The organism is Pseudomonas putida (genome assembly GCA_041879295.1).
Lineage (GTDB): Bacteria > Pseudomonadota > Gammaproteobacteria > Pseudomonadales > Pseudomonadaceae > Aquipseudomonas > Aquipseudomonas putida_Y.
In genome coordinates this window covers 2,690,559-2,706,796 of the sequence record CP047152.1, presented here as the reverse complement: position 1 = coordinate 2,706,796, position 16,238 = coordinate 2,690,559, and the positions used below count along the sequence as shown (strand labels likewise).

The 16,238-nt window shown below is 64.2% G+C and carries 9 protein-coding genes and 1 pseudogene; 6 read left to right on the top strand and 4 right to left on the bottom strand.

Annotation, left to right across the window (positions count from 1 at the left end):
• Positions 1-65: 65 nt before the first annotated feature.
• Together ilvA and GST84_12260 are read right to left on the bottom strand one after the other, a co-directional pair.
• Entirely contained in the window at positions 66-1,625 is a 1,560-nt protein-coding gene (gene ilvA, locus GST84_12265; protein XGB13102.1) for a threonine ammonia-lyase, biosynthetic, read from the bottom strand.
• 181 nt (positions 1,626-1,806) lie between these two features.
• Positions 1,807-2,238: a PACE efflux transporter gene (locus GST84_12260; GenBank protein ID XGB13101.1), complete on the bottom strand. Its 432-nt coding sequence runs from the start codon at positions 2,236-2,238 to the stop codon at positions 1,807-1,809.
• 192 nt (positions 2,239-2,430) lie between these two features.
• On the opposite strand from GST84_12260, the pseudogene nrfB reads away from it, so the two are divergent.
• From nrfB to GST84_12240, 4 genes and pseudogenes are all read left to right on the top strand, one after another.
• A pseudogene (gene nrfB, locus GST84_12255) lies at positions 2,431-4,605 on the top strand (phage adsorption protein NrfB).
• Positions 4,602-7,607 (top strand): phage receptor, encoded by a 3,006-nt coding sequence (locus GST84_12250; protein ID XGB13100.1) that lies wholly within the window; start codon positions 4,602-4,604, stop codon positions 7,605-7,607. The pseudogene nrfB and the gene GST84_12250 overlap by 4 nt, the downstream one beginning before the upstream one ends.
• The gene (locus GST84_12245) at positions 7,607-8,446 is read left to right on the top strand and encodes a DUF4434 family protein (GenBank protein XGB13099.1); all 840 of its coding nucleotides are present in this window, start codon (positions 7,607-7,609) and stop codon (positions 8,444-8,446) included. The genes GST84_12250 and GST84_12245 overlap by 1 nt, the downstream gene beginning before the upstream one ends.
• Before the next feature lie 122 nt (positions 8,447-8,568).
• The gene (locus tag GST84_12240; protein XGB13098.1) at positions 8,569-9,660 is read left to right on the top strand and encodes a diguanylate cyclase; all 1,092 of its coding nucleotides are present in this window, start codon (positions 8,569-8,571) and stop codon (positions 9,658-9,660) included.
• A 34-nt stretch (positions 9,661-9,694) separates the two neighbouring features.
• Here the strand turns inward: GST84_12240 and GST84_12235 are convergent, their stop codons facing one another.
• Both GST84_12235 and GST84_12230 read right to left on the bottom strand, forming a co-directional pair.
• Positions 9,695-10,993: a two-component sensor histidine kinase gene (locus GST84_12235; protein XGB13097.1), complete on the bottom strand. Its 1,299-nt coding sequence runs from the start codon at positions 10,991-10,993 to the stop codon at positions 9,695-9,697.
• A 6-nt stretch (positions 10,994-10,999) separates the two neighbouring features.
• Positions 11,000-11,701: a response regulator gene (locus tag GST84_12230; GenBank protein ID XGB13096.1), complete on the bottom strand. Its 702-nt coding sequence runs from the start codon at positions 11,699-11,701 to the stop codon at positions 11,000-11,002.
• Positions 11,702-11,864: 163 nt separating this feature from the next.
• Here GST84_12230 and GST84_12225 point away from each other — a divergent pair, with 163 nt between their 5' ends.
• Both GST84_12225 and GST84_12220 read left to right on the top strand, forming a co-directional pair.
• A complete protein-coding gene (locus GST84_12225) occupies positions 11,865-13,040 on the top strand; it encodes an efflux RND transporter periplasmic adaptor subunit (GenBank protein XGB13095.1) in 1,176 nt (391 codons plus the stop codon).
• Positions 13,041-13,051: 11 nt separating this feature from the next.
• On the top strand, positions 13,052-16,180 hold the full coding sequence (locus GST84_12220; GenBank protein XGB13094.1) for a multidrug efflux RND transporter permease subunit: 3,129 nt from the start codon (positions 13,052-13,054) through the stop codon (positions 16,178-16,180).
• Positions 16,181-16,238 lie beyond the last annotated feature (58 nt).

Sequence of the window (16,238 nt, the reverse complement as noted above, 5' to 3'; positions counted from 1 at the left end):
CTCACGCAGCGATCAAAGGTGGCAAGCAAGCGGCTAGACACGCTTGCATTGCCCACACGTGTGCGTCATCCCAGGAACAGCCTGTACGCCGGGTTGTCAGTCTCGTCCCAATACTGATACCCCATCTCATCCAGCGTCAACGGCAAGCCCGCCAGCTCGTCCGCTGGCACTTCCAAAGCGGCGAACACCCGCGCCTGCGCCGCACCATGGTTGCGGTAATGGAACAGGCTGATGTTCCAGCGCTTGCCCAATCGCTCCAGAAACCCCAGCAACGCCCCTGGCCGTTCGGGGAACTCGAAGCGCATTACCCGCTCATCAGCCCCTGGCGCGGCATGCCCGCCCACGGTATGGCGTACGTGTAGCTTCGCCAGCTCGTTGTCGGTCAGGTCCAGCACGCTGTACCCCTGCTCCCGCAAGCTGGCCAGCAACTGCTCACGTGGGTCGTGCACCGGGTGGGTCTGCACGCCCACGAACAGGCGCGCCTCCTTGCCGGGGTAGAAGCGGTAGTTGAATTCGGTGATCTGCCGCTTGCCCAGTGCCTGGCAAAAGGCCCGGAAGCTGCCCGGCTGTTCCGGAATTGTCACGGCGATGATCGCCTCGCGCTGCTCACCCAGCTCGGCCCGCTCGGCCACATGGCGCAAGCGGTCGAAATTGACGTTGGCGCCAGAGTCGATGGCCACCAGGGTCTGCCCCTGCACACCCTCACGCGCCACGTACTTCTTGATACCTGCCACAGCCAAGGCCCCGGACGGCTCGGTGATCGAACGGGTGTCGTCGTAGATATCCTTGATCGCCGCGCACAGCTCGTCACTGCTCACTGTCACCACCTCGTCGACGAAGTGGCGACACAGCTCGAAGCAATGGGCACCGATTTGCGCCACCGCCACGCCATCGGCAAAGGTGCCGACCTGCGGCAGGATCACGCGTTCGCCGACGGCCATGGCAGCCTGCAGGCAGTTGGAATCCACCGGCTCGACGCCGATCACCTTCACTTCTGGACGCAGGTACTTCACATAGGCGGCGATACCGGCGATCAAGCCCCCACCGCCCACGGGCACGAAGATAGCGTCCAGCGCCCCCGGGCGCTGGCGGAGAATTTCCATGGCCACGGTACCCTGCCCGGCGATCACATCCGGGTCATCGAACGGTGGCACGAAGGTAGCGCCTTCGCTGTCGGCCAGCTTCAGTGCGTGGGCCAGCGCATGCGGGAAGCTCTCGCCATGCAGCACCACATGCCCACCGCGCGAACGCACGCCTTCCACTTTCAACGATGGCGTGGTGGTGGGCATGACGATGGTTGCCTTGATACCCAGATGCGATGCCGCCAAGGCCACGCCCTGGGCATGGTTGCCCGCCGAAGCGGTGATCACGCCGCGCTGACGCTGCACATCGGTCAGACGGGACAGGCGGGTATAGGCCCCCCGAATCTTGAACGAAAACGTAGGCTGCAGGTCTTCGCGCTTGAGCAACACCTGGTTGCCCAGGGTGGCAGACAAGGCCGGAGCCGCTTGCAGGGGCGTTTCGATGGCCAGATCGTACACCGGCGCGGCAAGAATGCGCCGCACCTGCTCCGACAGCAGTTGCTGAGGGGTGACGGTAGTACGAGGGACACTGAAGCTGGTCATCGATGACTCCTTGGCTATTTTCACGTTGCCCAGGAGTCAGAGAGAAGAAACCCGCCTCCAGGGCGGGTTCGGTGCACGTACGCGCTATCCCGCCAAGCTGATAATGGCGGTAATAATAATGGCGTTCACGTGCGGGAATGTATTCATGGTGCTGGAACTTAGCCTGCCTCGCGGCCGAAAGTCAACACTTGGCCTGCTGCGCCGAAAGCGGCACATCGAACACCTTGTCGAAGCCCCACTGGAAGACAAAGGCGTAAACGAAGAAGAACACGAACAGCGCCAGGTTGGTCAGCAGTGCCGCCCACAGGCTCACATCCAGCCAGTACGCCACCAGTGGCAGCAGAATCACCACCAGCCCACCCTCGAAGCCCAGCGCATGCAGCAGGCGCCGCAAGAAGGTGCGCTCACGCTTGTGCTGACGCGCTTCCCAACGTTCGAACACCCAGTTGTAGCCCATGTTCCAGCTCATCGCGATGCCCGACATCAGCACCGACAACACGGTCGACTGCGCCATGCCGGCCCCGAACGCCAGCTCCAGCGCAGGCGCCACGCAGGCGACGGCGATGGCCTCATAGAGAATGGCCTGGACGATCTTGCGGGCCTTGCCTTGCATGTTCAGCTCCCTGAATGAACGACCTGTAAAGCTACAAGATGTAGCTCGCAAGAAAAAGCCCGAAATTTGGACAATCCTACGTTCGGCTGCTTGTATCTATTCCGTACCTGACAGTGACATCTCCTGCAACTTCGTCGAAGGAACGAGCGAGGAAAAGACGATGGCCCACTCTGCCCTGTCGGTGGCTGACACATGAGCCTGGTATTTATCGATTTTCTCACTTACGTGCTGTTCGGCCTGAAGCTCCTGGCGATCACCCTCGCCTCGCTGATGTTTCTGCTGGGCCTGGACGACCTGTTCATTGATCTGTGCTATTGGGGGCGCAAGCTGATCCGGCGTTTTCGCATCTACGACAAGTTCGAAAAGGCCGATGAGAAGCGCTTGTACGAAGCCCCGGAAAAACCTTTGGCCATCATGGTCCCTGCCTGGAACGAAGTCGGCGTGGTCGGTGAAATGGCCCGCCTGGCCGCTTCGACCATCGACTACGAGAACTACCAGATCTTTGTTGGCACCTACCCCAACGACCCGCAAACCCAGGCCGACGTGGACGCGGTGTGCCTGCACTACCCCAACGTGCATAAAGTGGTCTGCGCCCGCCCCGGTCCCACCAGTAAGGCCGACTGTCTGAACAACATCATCGACGCGCTGCTGCGCTTCCAGCAGGACGCTGGCATTGAGTTCGCCGGCTTCATCCTGCATGACGCCGAAGACGTGATCTCGCCCATGGAGCTGCGCCTGTTCAACTACCTGCTGCCGAACAAGGACATGATCCAGATCCCGGTGTATCCCTACGCACCGGAGTGGAAGGGCTTTACTGCCGGCCACTATGTCGACGAGTTTGCCGAAAACCACGGCAAGGACGTGATCGTGCGCGAAGCGCTGACCGGCCAGGTGCCCAGTGCCGGCGTCGGCACCTGCTTCAGCCGCCGCGCCATCAGCGCACTGCTCGAGGACGGTGACGGCATCGCCTTTGACGTACAGAGCCTGACCGAAGACTACGACATCGGCTTTCGCCTGAAGCAAAAGGGCATGAAGTGAATTTTCGCCCGCTATTCCATCACCGACCCAGCGCTGACACTGAAGCAGGAATGGCGCCCGGGCATGAGCCGCGAATTCTCCCAGGTGATTTGCGTGCGCGAGCACTTCCCGCGTGACTGGCAGCATGCCATCCGACAGAAGTCGCGCTGGATCGTCGGCATCGTGTTCCAGGGCACCAGCAATCTCGGCTGGAGCCGAAAAGGTGCGCTCAACTACTTCCTCTGGCGTGACCGCCGCGGGCTGTTTGCCTACCTGCTGAGCTTCCTGGTCAACCTGTTATTGCTGGTGTTGCTGGCCATGTGGCTAGTCACGGTGCTTGCGCCGGAGTCCTGGCGCTTCATGTCGATCCTCAGCGACAGCTGGTTGCTGTCGAACCTGCTGTGGCTGAACGGCCTTTTGCTGCTCAACCGGCTATTCCAGCGCGCCTGGTTCGTCACCCGTTTCTATGGCATCGGCGAGGGCTTGCTGTCGGCGCCGCGGATGATGTGGAGCAACTTCGTCAACTTCTTTGCCAACCTGCGTGCCCTGCGCCAGGTAATGGAAATGGGAGATTCGCGGCGCGTGGCCTGGGACAAGACCACCCACGAGTTCCCCGCCATCGCCGCCCCGGCTCGCACACCACTGGGCCAGCGCCTGGTGGCCAAGGGCCTGATAACCGACGAACAGCTGCAGCAGGCGATCACCAGCCCGGTTCGTCGGCGACTGGGCCGCGAATTGCTACTGCGTGGCTGGCTGAACAGCGAGCAGTTGGTGGCCACCCTGGCCGAGCAACTGGATCTGCCCTGGGCACCGCTGAACCCCTTCAAACTCGACCCGCAACTGATCGCCAAACTGCCACGCAAGCTGGCCACCCATTATGGCGTACTGCCAGTGGACGAAGACGGCGACACGCTGATCCTGGCCAGTGAAAGCCCGGTCAGTCAGGTGTCGCTGGGCGTGATCAGCCGCCAGCTGAAGCGCCCGGTCAAGGCACGCCTGGCTCCCCAGGGCCGGGTAACGCTAGGCCTTCGCTACCACTACCCAAGCCGCTGGCAGCATCAAGAAACCCGAGACATGCTGGCCGTGCTTGAACGCCATCAGGACGACGAAGCGCTGCTGGAACGGGTCTGCCATCATCAAGTGATGCTAGGCGCGCTACTGCAGGTGCGCGGCATGGTCCCTGTCACCCTGTTCAACCAGGCGTTGATCGACTTCGACCCCGAACACCAAAGCCTCGGCGAGCACCTGATCGCCCGCGGCATCATCACCAGACAGGTGCTGGAGCAGGCCCTGATCGAACAGGCCAGTGAACAGCAAGTAGCGATTGATCTGACCCGGGAGGTGGCATGAAGCCGCGTTTTTCCCTCACCTTTACTGGCCTGCTGCTATGCTCCGCCGCACTGCCCGTTGCCGCTTCGGCGCCGATGACCGACTTCCAGCGGTTCACCAGCTTTCCGTTCATGGACCGCAGTTATCGCGAGGCCAGGAAAGACAACTGGGCTGAAGTCGAGCGCCTGACCCGCCATGTGCTGGGCCGGGTGCCGAACAACGACGAAGCCCGCGCCCTGCTGGTCGAAGCGCTGGCCCACCAGCGCCGTTACAAGGAGGCCCAAGCGCTGGCCGAGCAGCTAGGCAACAGCCCCGAATACGCTGACGCCCTGCTGGAGCTGCGCCTGACCTGGATCGAGCAGGACCCGCCTTCGGCCAGCCAGGTGGAGCAATGGCTGGGCGCCAGCGACGGCAGCCACCGGATACGCCTGTGGCAGGCCTACAGCCTGAGCCTGGCCAAGTTTGGAGGCGCTGCCAAAGCACTGGAATGGCTCAACCAGCTGCCGCCCGGGGAGGACGGCCAGGTACTGCGCCTGGCCCGGGCCAACTTTGCCGAACAGTTGCGCAACTGGAAAGAAACCATCGAGCAACTGCAGCCGCTGGCCGACACAGGCCAGTTACCTGCCGAAGACTGGCAACGCCTGGCCAATGCCTATATCCAGCAAGTCGACGAGAAGGGCCTGACTGCGCTGCTGGCCCACGCCCCCTCCGCCGCAGCGGCCAACCAGGCGCGGCTGGCCATGGCCAACCGCGCCATTGCCGTCGGCCACCATCAACAGGCCCAACGCTGGCTGCAGTCGCTACCGCCTGATCAGCTGCAGCACCCCGAACAGCGCCAACAACTCTGGCAACTGGCCCGCGAAGGCGACGATGCGCCGCTGGTACGGCGCCTGAGCAACGATCTGCAGCGCCCCTGCCTTGAAACGGTCGACTGGCTGTCACATCAAGACCCGGACCTGGCCCGGGACCAGTTCAAGGGCTGCTCCGCCAGTACCGACCCAAGGGCTTATGCCGTGCTCAGGCAGCGCCTGTATGGCGCCCCACCACCACCCCCGCAGCCGCGCACCGCCGCAGAATGGGAACAACGCTATCGGCAGACCGGCGACCTCGCCGCACTGGAGCAAGCCACCTTCCTGTTGACCGAGCAGGGCTACGGCGATCACGCACGGCAATTGCTGGAGCAGGCCTACGACCGCCACCTGGGCCGCCTCGACCCATCGCTGCTACAGCGTCTGGGCAACCTGTATGCCCGCAGTGACGGCCCACTGGACAGCCGCCGCATGCTCGGCCTGATACCCCGGGTAAACGCCAACACCCGCGCCCAGTTGCTCGGACGGCTGGCCGAGGCCGGCCAGTGCGATGCCGTGCGCCAGGCAGTGCCGGCCAGCCCGAGCGAACCGGGCCAGTACCGCGCCCTGGGCCGTTGCGCCATGCCCGACCAGCCGGGTGAGGCGGTGGTCTACTACCAGGCTGCCGAGCGCCTGGGCGGTCCTGGCAATCGTCTGCCGCTGGCCTACGCACTCGAAGCGGCCGGCGACTCCGAAACCGCCCGGCCCATCTGGCGCAGCCTGCCAGACAGCGCCTTTACCGATAATGCCCGCCTCACCGCCGCACGCGGCGCGCTGAATGCAGGCGACGCGGATGCAGCGCGCCGCTACTGGGATGCTGCCGCGCACCAAAGCGCCGACGACTGGGCGTTGGGCGCCGCCATCGCCCAGCGCCAAGGTGACCCGCAGACCGCGCTGGGCTTCCAGCGCCAGGCCCTGGCGCACAACCCGCGCGCCGATCACTACTACGCCGCATCCAGCACCGCGCAACTGGCCGGCAAAAGTGCGCAGAGCACCGCCTGGCTAGCCGAAGCCGTGCGCCTGGCTCCCGACCAGCCGCGCTATCGCGCCGACTACGGCATGCGCCTGGCTGGCTCGACGGACAAGGCTCAGCGCATGCAGTCGATCCCCTACCTTGAGCGCGCCACTCGCGACTTCCCCGAGGACTACCGCCTTGGCGAAACACTTGCCTTGCGCTACGACGAACATGCAGACAGCGCTGCGGCACGCCGCGAACTGCGCCGCATCCTCGACGTAGAGCAGAACCTGGTCGACGGTGATGACGAATACGGCAGCCTGGAGGCCCGCAAGTACCGCCAGCGCCGCGCCCACGAGAGCCTGTCGCGTCGCGACACCATTACCCTGGCCAGCACCTGGTCGCCGGCCGGCACCTCGACCAACGACAAATTTCTCGACAACGGCCAGCGCAGCAGCAGCTCGCGCCGGGCGCAATCGCAGAACGTGCAGTTGGCCATGTGGGACCATGCTCTGGGCGAGGAGCCCAGCCGCAATGGCAGCACCCTGTCAGTGTATGGCCGGGTACTGTTCGGTGGCCAAAGCCGCACCGACTATGCCCAGAGCATGGGTACCGGTGTCGGCCTGCGCTACAAACCGCTCGGCCAGGCCAACCTCAACCTGTATGCCGAGCTTTACCACCAGCGGCAGATCGACGAAACCCACTACCGCGGCCTCAGCCTTGGCCAGTTGCTGAGCCCGGCCAAGGTCGGCGGCAACTGGGGCGATTTGCGCCACCACGCCGAATCGAGCAATGACCTGCTGCTACGCGCCACCGCCTCGTTCCTCGACCAGGGAGGCTGGCGCAACGACTGGCGCATCGATGAGGACGACTGGAACGAACGGTTCCTCTACCTTGATGCTGCCTGGTGGACCCGTGCCGGCGATCATGCCTGGCTGTCGCGCTACCAGCAGGGCCACGCCTGGAAGCTGCCGGGCAGCTCGCCGCAAACCCTCATGCCCTACGGCTTTGTCGAGTTCTCCAGCCAGGACCCCAGCAACGACTGGCGCCAGGACGCCCGCGCCGGGGTTGGCGTGCGCTGGCAATGGTGGTTCGACGACGACCGCTACAACGCCTACCGCGGCTCGCTGAAAGTGCGTGCCGAGTATCAGCAATCGTTGGGCGGCAACCTTTACGAGCGCGCCAACGGCGTGCTGGTCGGTGCGGAGATGACCTTCTGATGCGTGCGCTCATCACCTTCTGCCTGCTGGCCCTGTGCCTACCGGCCACAGCTGACCAGCGCCTGTTCTACCAACCCCTGAACCGCGATGCCAGCGTCACGCCCGCCCAGTGGCAGCACCTGTGGCAAGCCACCGCGGCCCAAGGTGGCAAAACCCTGATCGTGCAATGGAGTGCCTATGGCGACAGCGATTTCGGCGGAGCCAAAGGTTGGCTGGCCAACAGCCTGCGCACGGCGCGTGCCGAAGGCCTGCAGTTGGTGCTGGGGCTGTACATGGACCCGGCCTACTACCAGCGCCTCGACGAGCTGGATGGCGAAGGCCTGAACAGCTACTGGAAAGCGCAGCTGGGGCGCTCGCTCAGCCAGTACCAGCAACTGCGCCAGGCCTGGCAGTTGCCAGTGGATGGCTGGTACCTGCCCATGGAACTGGACGACCAGCATCTACGCGAGGCCGAACGGCGTGATGCGCTGTACAGCCAGCTACAGGCCTTCAACCGCCAGTTGGACAAACCGTTGCATATCAGCGCCTTCAGCACAGGCAAGCTGTCGCCGCGGGTCAATGCCGTCTGGCTGGATCAACTGGCCGGCTTGGGCTTGACTGTGTGGTGGCAGGATGGCGCCGGCACCGGGCGTTTGCCGGTGTTGGTACGTCAGGGCTATGAGCAGGCCCTACCGTGCCGGGTGGGAGTGGTGCGCGAGGCGTTCCGCCAGGTGAGCGCACCGGATCAGGCGTTTCGGGCAGAGCCTGCCGAGCCCCGGCTGGGTAGCGGGTGCCATACCGAGGCAGTGTTTGCCTTGCGCTACCGGCCCTGGGCCCAAGGTGTCTTGCCACAGCAATGAGTCGCCAGGGCCGGCCTCTTCGCGGGTGAACCCACAGGCCCCCAAACCGTACGTTCCCTGTAACAGCGGGTTTGCCCGCGAAAGGTCCAGGCCTGAAAAAGTAGTAGCCTCAGGAGCCCCCGATGCTCAAGACCATCGAAGCACACGTACGCCAGCAGGTCGCGCCTGCGGCGCTGCGCGCCGAGTTCCGCCAGCACGAATTCGAGTCCATGCGCTCGTTCTGCCTGCTGGTGTTCTGCATCAGCGTCCTGATCTGGCTGGTCTTCGACCTGATCGTCAGCTTCCTCGGCGGCCAAGGCTTCACCTGGCTGTCCTTTCTGTTCATCACCCTGCTCGGCGGCCTGATCGTGGTGCTGCGTTTCACCCGCCGCAGCCATCACTTCGACGTGCTCAACCTGCTGTTCATTACCGTCATCACCCTGGGCATGCGCCTGGTGATCGAAGGCATCCCGATAGCCCTGCGCCCGGTGTGGTTGGTGCTTGGGGTATCCACCGTGCTGTATGCCATGTCGGTGCTGCCGGTGCGGCGTTGGTCATTCTTCTGCGCCATGGTCATCACCTGGGTGGTGCTCTGTCCGTTCTACCACACCCGCATAGCGCCCGACGGGCTCGAAGGCGCCATGCTGATCAGCTATGCCGTGTTTCTAAGCGGCCTGGTCAGCTACAGCTACCTGCAGATCCGCAAAACCAAGCTGCACAATTTCTACCTGTCCAAGGTGTTGCTGGAGCAAGCCTACGTCGATGCCCTGACCAACATTCCCAACCGCCGCTCGTTCATGGCCCAGGCCGACCGCCAACTGCGGATGGCGACGTCCGGGCAGTTCCTGGCGATGATCGATATCGACAATTTCAAGCGGGTCAATGACCGCTTCGGCCATGACGTGGGCGATGAAGTGCTCAAGCGCGTGGCCCTGCATATCAAGGCGAGCATGGCCGATCAAGCGTTTGCCCGGCTGGGGGGTGAAGAGTTTGCGATCTTCTTTGAAGGGCTGGATCAGCAAGGAGCCGAGCAGCGAGTGGCAGCGCTGTGCCAGCGCGTGCGCGAGGACGTTGGCGAGCACCCGGTCACCATCAGCATTGGTCTGGCCAGGGTTGACCGGGGAGAGAGCCTGACTACAGCACTGGTCCGCGCCGACCAGGCGCTATATGAAGCCAAACACACCGGCAAGGATCGCTTTGTATTGTGGTCCAGCCAACTGGCAGAGCAGGATTAGCAGGCCCGGTCCCTGCGCGGTTGCAGCCAACCTATCATCCGGCGGGCAAACGAATCCTGAACTGCGCCCCACCCAGCGCCGACTGCGCCAGAGTCAAGGTGCCACCCTGCCCCTCGATCGCCCGCCGGCTGATTGCCAACCCAAGGCCAAAACCACCGGTGTTGCGATCGCGGCTGCGGTCCAGGCGATAGAACGGCTGGAACACCCGCTCGCGCTCCTCCACAGGCACGCCAATCCCGTCATCCTCCACCGTCAGCAAGCAGGCGCCATCGGCTTCCAGGCGCAAGCGCAGCAACAGGCTTTCATCGCAATAGCGCATGGCATTGCGCACCAGGTTCTGCACCGCACGCGCCGTCAGCCGCGGGTCCAGTACAAAGCGCGGCAACTCACCCTCGGCCCGCACTTCCCACTGGATACCCCGGCCATCGAGTTCCTCGGCGAAGCCGCCAAGCACACTGTCGACCAGCTCCAGCAGCGATACCTCCACCCGCTCCCGCGCCTGGTCGGCGTTGTACAACCGGCTGTAGGACAGCAGTTCCAGCACCAGCTCATCCAGCTCGCGCACATGCCCGACCAGCTCCAGCAGGCGCTTGCGGCTGGCTGGCGGCACTTCGTCGAACAGCAGCACCAGGCCGAAATCCAGCCGGGTCAGTGGCGTGCGCAACTCGTGCGATACCGCATTGAGCAGCTCACGCTGCTGGTTGACGTGGCGTTCAAGGTCACTGGCCATGGTGTCGAATACCCCGGCCAGTTCACCAATGTTGGAGTGAGGCGAAATGTGCGTGCGCTCGGCCATCTGCCCCTGGCCCAGGCGCCGAGCGGTCTCTTTGAGGCGCTCCAGATCACGCCAGTGCGGCCAAACCCACAGCAGCAGGCAGCCTAACATGGCTGCACCGATCAATACGGTTACACCCCACGACAGCACGTTGATGTCCAGCGGGTCTGGCGGGGAATGCAGGCGTACCAGCCACTCCCTGTCCAGCGGCGCCAGCACCGTTTCGTAATAGCCCCACTCAGCAATGCGCACTGCGTGCAGACCATGCTCCAGTCGCGCCTGCTCTTCATCGCTCAAACCGGCCTGGTCCATGCGCAGCAGCTGCAGTTGCAGCGGCGCGAAATCACTGGCCAGCTCTTGCTCCACCGCTGGCCACTGCTCACGCGGGGCCTGGCGGAACTGGCGCACGATCAACGCTTGTACACCCTTGGCCTGGTCCAGGTTGTAGGCCATGAACCGGTCGCGGAACAGGCCGACGATGGTGTCAGGGATGAACAGCAACGCGCCGGCGTAGGCGACGATGATCACCAGGTACAGCCGCACCAGGATCTTGAGCATGGCCGGTCAGCACTCCCACTCGACACGGCTGAACAGGTAGCCCTTGCCCCACACGGTCTTGATCTTGCGCGCTTCGCCGGCGTTGTCGTCGAACTTGCGCCGCAGTTTGGAAATGGCCACATCAACGGAGCGATCGGTGCCATTGAACTCTATGCCACGCAACTGTTGCAGGATACGGTCGCGGTTCATCACCTCACCGGCATTGCGCGCCAGCACCACCAGCAGGTTGTACTCGCCGCTGGACAGCTCCACCTCTTCGCCGCGCCAGCTCACCGTACGCTCAGCCAGGTCGATGCGCAGGCCACCGATCAGGATCAGGTCGTTTTCCAGGCGCGGCTCGTGGACACTGCTGCGGCGCAGCAACGTGCGCACGCGGGCCAGCAGCACGCGTGGCTCACAGGGTTTGGTCACGTAGTCGTCGGCCCCCATTTCCAGGCCAAGCACCTGGTCATGGCTGTCGTCGCGGGCCGTCAGCATAAGGATTGGCAGGGTCTGCGACTCCTGGCGCAGCAGCCTGCACAGCTGCAGGCCATCGATGCCCGGCAGCATCAGGTCAAGGATGACCAGGTCAGGCCTTTGCCGACGGTACTCGTCCAGCACATGATCGCCCCGGGCGATCACCTGGACATGGAAGTCGTTGCGTTGCAGGTAGCTGGCGATCAGCTCGGACAGGGCGCTGTCGTCTTCGACCAGGAAAATGTTCGGCATAGGTGCTTGAGAGTCTGGGTTGAAATAAGCCTGTGCAGAATATAGAACCCGACCACTCGACAGGATCATTCTTCACACTTTTTCACACTCGCCCTACAGGTATTAACAGCCGCCCAGGCAGCGTCTGCCTTAGCATATACACGGTCATCATCGGAAGATCCGCATGCCTACTACCCTCTCCCCGTGCCTGCGCCCGTTGGCGCTCATGGCATTGCTGAGCCTGTCCCTGGCCGGTTGCAGCGACAGCGCCGAACCAGACGAACAGGCTCCCACTGCGCAGGTGCGCGTGGAAACCCTGCAACTGCAGCCACTGGCCATCAGCAGTGAACTCAGCGGCCGTATCCTCGCGCCACGCACCGCCGAAGTGCGTGCGCGGGTCGCAGGTGTGGTGCTCAAGCGGGTGTACCGCGAAGGCAGCGACGTCAAGCAGGGTGATGTACTGTTCCTGATCGACCCGGCGCCGTTCAAGGCCGACCACGACAGCGCCCGCGCCACGCTGGCCAAGGCCGAGGCCACCCGGTACCAGGCGCGCCTGCAAGAACAGCGCTACCGCGAACTGGTCGACGACAAAGCCGTCAGCCGCCAGGAGTACGACAACGCCAAGGCCAGTTTCCTGCAGGCCGATGCCGAAGTGGCCGAAGCCAGGGCGGCGCTGGAGCGCGCCCGGTTGAACCTCGGCTATGCCACCGTGACCGCGCCGATTTCCGGCCGTATCGGCCGCGCCCAGGTCACCGAAGGCGCGCTGGTCGGGCAAAACGAAACCACCCCGCTGGCGACCATCCAGCAGCTGGACCCGATCCATGCCGATGTCACCCAGTCTACCCGTGAGCTCAACGCGCTGCGCCGCGCCCTGCGCGCTGGCGAATTGCAACAGGTGGGCGACGGCCAGGCACGCGCCACGCTGATCCAGGATGACGGCAGCGCCTACCCGCTGCCGGGCAAGCTGCTGTTCTCCGACATCAGCGTCGACCCCAGCACCAACCAGATCACCCTGCGCAGCGAGTTCCCCAACCCGGACCTCGACCTGCTGCCTGGCAGCTACGTGCGGGTACGCCTGGAGCAAGCGGTGCAACCCAAGGGGCTGAGCGTGCCGCAACGCGCCATCCTGCGCGACAGCGCCGGTGTGCCCAAGGTGCTGGTGGTAGACCCGCAAGCCCGGGTCAGCGACCGCCAGGTTGTACTGGGCAGCGCCCAAGGCGACCGCTGGATCGTCAGCGAGGGCCTGGCGGCCGGCGAGCGGGTGGTGGTCGAGGGCCTGCAGCACGTCAAGGCCGGTGACCAGGTGCAGGTCGACAATACGCCCGCTGCCCCACCCATCGCACAGCATACCGGCCAGTGAGGGCCTGATTCATGCCGCAATTCTTCATCGATCGCCCGGTATTCGCCTGGGTGGTCGCACTGTTCATCCTGCTGGCCGGCGCGCTGGCCATCCCGCAACTGCCGGTGGCCCAGTACCCCAACGTGGCACCGCCGCAGGTGGAAATCTACGCCGTGTACCCAGGTGCCTCGGCGGCGACCATGGACGAAAGCGTGGTCAGCCTGATCGAGCAGGAGCTCAATGGCGCCGACAACCTGCTGTACTTCGAATCGCAGAGCAGCCTGGGCAGCGCCACCATCACTGCCACCTTCGCCCCGGGCACCCACCCAGACCTGGCTCAGGTCGATGTGCAGAACCGCCTGAAGGTGGTCGAGTCGCGCCTGCCACGCCCAGTTACCCAACAGGGCCTGCAGGTAGAGAAAGTGTCCACCGGCTTCCTGCTGTTGGCGACCCTCACCTCCGAAGACGGCAAGCTCGATGAAACCGCGCTGTCGGACATCCTTGCACGTAACGTGATGGACGAAATCCGCCGCCTCAAGGGCGTCGGCAAGGCCCAGTTGTATGGCTCCGAACGGGCCATGCGCATCTGGATCGACCCGCGCAAGCTGATCGGTTTCAACCTCACGCCCAACGATGTGGCCGAAGCCATCGCCGCGCAGAACGCCCAGGTCGCCCCTGGCAGCATCGGCGATCTGCCCAGCCGCAGCACCCAGGAAATCACCGCCAACGTGGTGGTCAAAGGCCAGTTGAGCAACCCCGAAGAGTTTGCTGCGATTGTCCTGCGTGCCAACCCGGACGGCTCAACGGTCACTATAGGGGATGTCGCCCGGGTTGAAATCGGTGCCCAGGAATACCAGTACGGCACGCGCCTGAACGGCAAACCGGCCACCGCCTTCAGCGTGCAGTTGTCGCCCGGCGCCAACGCCATGGGAACCGCCACCCTGGTGCGGGCGAAGATGCAGGACCTGGCGCGCTACTTCCCGGAAGGCGTCAAGTACGACATCCCCTACGACACCTCGCCGTTCGTCAAGGTGTCGATCGAGCAGGTCATCAACACCCTGTTCGAGGCCATGCTGCTGGTGTTCGCAGTCATGTTCCTGTTCCTGCAGAACCTGCGCTACACGCTGATCCCGACCCTGGTCGTGCCGGTAGCATTGATGGGCACCTTCGCCGTGATGCTGGCCTTGGGCTTCTCGGTCAATGTGCTGACACTGTTCGGGATGGTGCTGGCCATCGGCATTCTGGTCGACGATGCCATCGTGGTGGTAGAGAACGTCGAGCGCATCATGGCCGAAGAAGGCTTGCCCCCCAAGCAAGCCACGCGCAAGGCCATGAGCCAGATTAGCGGTGCAATCGTCGGCATCACACTGGTGCTGGTGGCGGTATTCCTGCCCATGGCCTTCATGCAAGGCTCGGTGGGGGTGATCTACCAGCAGTTCTCGCTGTCGATGGCGGTGTCGATCCTGTTCTCGGCGTTTCTCGCCCTCAGCCTGACCCCGGCTTTGTGCGCCACCCTGCTCAAACCCGTGGCCAAGGGCGAGCACCATGAACGCAAAGGCTTCTTCGGCTGGTTCAATCGCCGCTTCGAAAGCATGAGCAACGGCTACCAGCGCTGGGTGGTGCAGGCGCTCAAGCGCAGCGGCCGCTACCTGCTGGTGTACGCGGTGCTGCTGGCGGTGCTGGGCTACGGCTTCAGCCAGCTGCCTACGGCGTTCCTGCCCACTGAAGACCAGGGCTACACCATCACCGACATTCAACTGCCGCCGGGCGCCAGCCGCATGCGCACCGAACAGGTAGCTGCGCAGATCGAGGCGCATAACACCGAAGAACCGGGCGTGGGCAACACCACCTTGATCCTGGGCTTCAGCTTCTCCGGCAGCGGGCAGAACGCGGCGCTGGCCTTCACCACCCTCAAGGACTGGTCCGAGCGCAGCGCCGACGACAGCGCCCAGTCGATCGCCGATCGCGCGACCATGGCCTTCACCCAGCTCAAGGACGCGATAGCCTACTCGGTACTGCCGCCGCCCATCGACGGCCTCGGTGAGTCGACCGGTTTCGAATTTCGCCTTCAGGACCGTGGCGGCATAGGCCACGCCGAGCTGATGGCTGCCCGTGACCAGTTGCTCGAAAGCGCCAGCAAAAGCAAGGTGCTGACCAACGTGCGCGAAGCGTCGCTGGCGGAAAGCCCGCAGGTACAACTGGAAATCGACCGCCGCCAGGCTAACGCACTGGGGGTGTCGTTTGCCGATATCGGCACGGTGCTGGACGTGGCCGTGGGCTCCAGCTACGTCAACGATTTCCCAAACCAGGGCCGTATGCAGCGGGTGGTGGTGCAAGCCGAAGGTGACCAGCGCAGCCAGGTCGAAGACTTGCTGAACATTCACGTGCGCAACGACAGCGGCAAGATGGTGCCACTGGGCGCGTTCGTTCAGGCCCGGTGGGTCAGCGGCCCGGTGCAGCTGACCCGCTACAACGGTTACCCGGCGGTGTCGATCTCAGGCGAGCCAGCCGCCGGCTACAGCTCGGGCGAGGCCATGGCCGAAGTCGAGCGGCTGGTGGCGCAGCTACCGGCCGGTACCGGCCTGGAATGGACCGGCCTGTCACTGCAGGAGCGGCTGTCCGGTAGCCAGGCCCCCCTGCTGATGGCGCTGTCGCTGCTGGTGGTGTTCCTGTGCCTGGCTGCGCTGTACGAAAGCTGGTCGATCCCGACTGCGGTGCTGCTGGTCGTTCCGCTCGGTGTGCTCGGTGCGGTGCTGGCGGTGACCTTGCGCGGCATGCCCAACGACGTGTTCTTCAAGGTTGGCCTGATCACCCTGATCGGCCTGTCGGCGAAGAACGCCATCCTGATCATCGAGTTCGCCAAGCATCTGGTAGACCAGGGCGTGGACGCCGCCGACGCCGCCGTGCAAGCGGCCCGCCTGCGCCTGCGGCCGATCGTGATGACTTCGCTGGCGTTCATCCTCGGCGTGGTACCTCTGGCCATCGCCAGCGGCGCAAGCTCTGCCAGCCAGCAGGCGATTGGCACCGGGGTGATCGGCGGCATGCTCAGCGCCACGCTGGCGGTGGTGTTCGTGCCGGTGTTCTTCGTGGTGGTGATGCGCCTGTCACAGCGACGCCAGGCGCATGACAGCGACGGGCAACCCGTGCCCCGCGAAAGCTGACTGGACAAGCCCCGCGTGAAATGGGAGGGTTCCCGGCAATGACTGCCCGGAACCCTTT

What these genes read in the sequence shown, in the direction of transcription:
- ilvA (XGB13102.1), bottom strand. Translation starts at nt 1,625, where the DNA reads ATGACCAGCTTCAGTGTCCCTCGTACTACCGTCACCCCTCAGCAACTG.
- GST84_12260 (XGB13101.1), bottom strand. Translation starts at nt 2,238, where the DNA reads ATGCAAGGCAAGGCCCGCAAGATCGTCCAGGCCATTCTCTATGAGGCC.
- GST84_12250 (XGB13100.1), top strand. Translation starts at nt 4,602, where the DNA reads ATGAAGCCGCGTTTTTCCCTCACCTTTACTGGCCTGCTGCTATGCTCC.
- GST84_12245 (XGB13099.1), top strand. Translation starts at nt 7,607, where the DNA reads ATGCGTGCGCTCATCACCTTCTGCCTGCTGGCCCTGTGCCTACCGGCC.
- GST84_12240 (XGB13098.1), top strand. Translation starts at nt 8,569, where the DNA reads ATGCTCAAGACCATCGAAGCACACGTACGCCAGCAGGTCGCGCCTGCG.
- GST84_12235 (XGB13097.1), bottom strand. Translation starts at nt 10,993, where the DNA reads ATGCTCAAGATCCTGGTGCGGCTGTACCTGGTGATCATCGTCGCCTAC.
- GST84_12230 (XGB13096.1), bottom strand. Translation starts at nt 11,701, where the DNA reads ATGCCGAACATTTTCCTGGTCGAAGACGACAGCGCCCTGTCCGAGCTG.
- GST84_12225 (XGB13095.1), top strand. Translation starts at nt 11,865, where the DNA reads ATGCCTACTACCCTCTCCCCGTGCCTGCGCCCGTTGGCGCTCATGGCA.
- GST84_12220 (XGB13094.1), top strand. Translation starts at nt 13,052, where the DNA reads ATGCCGCAATTCTTCATCGATCGCCCGGTATTCGCCTGGGTGGTCGCA.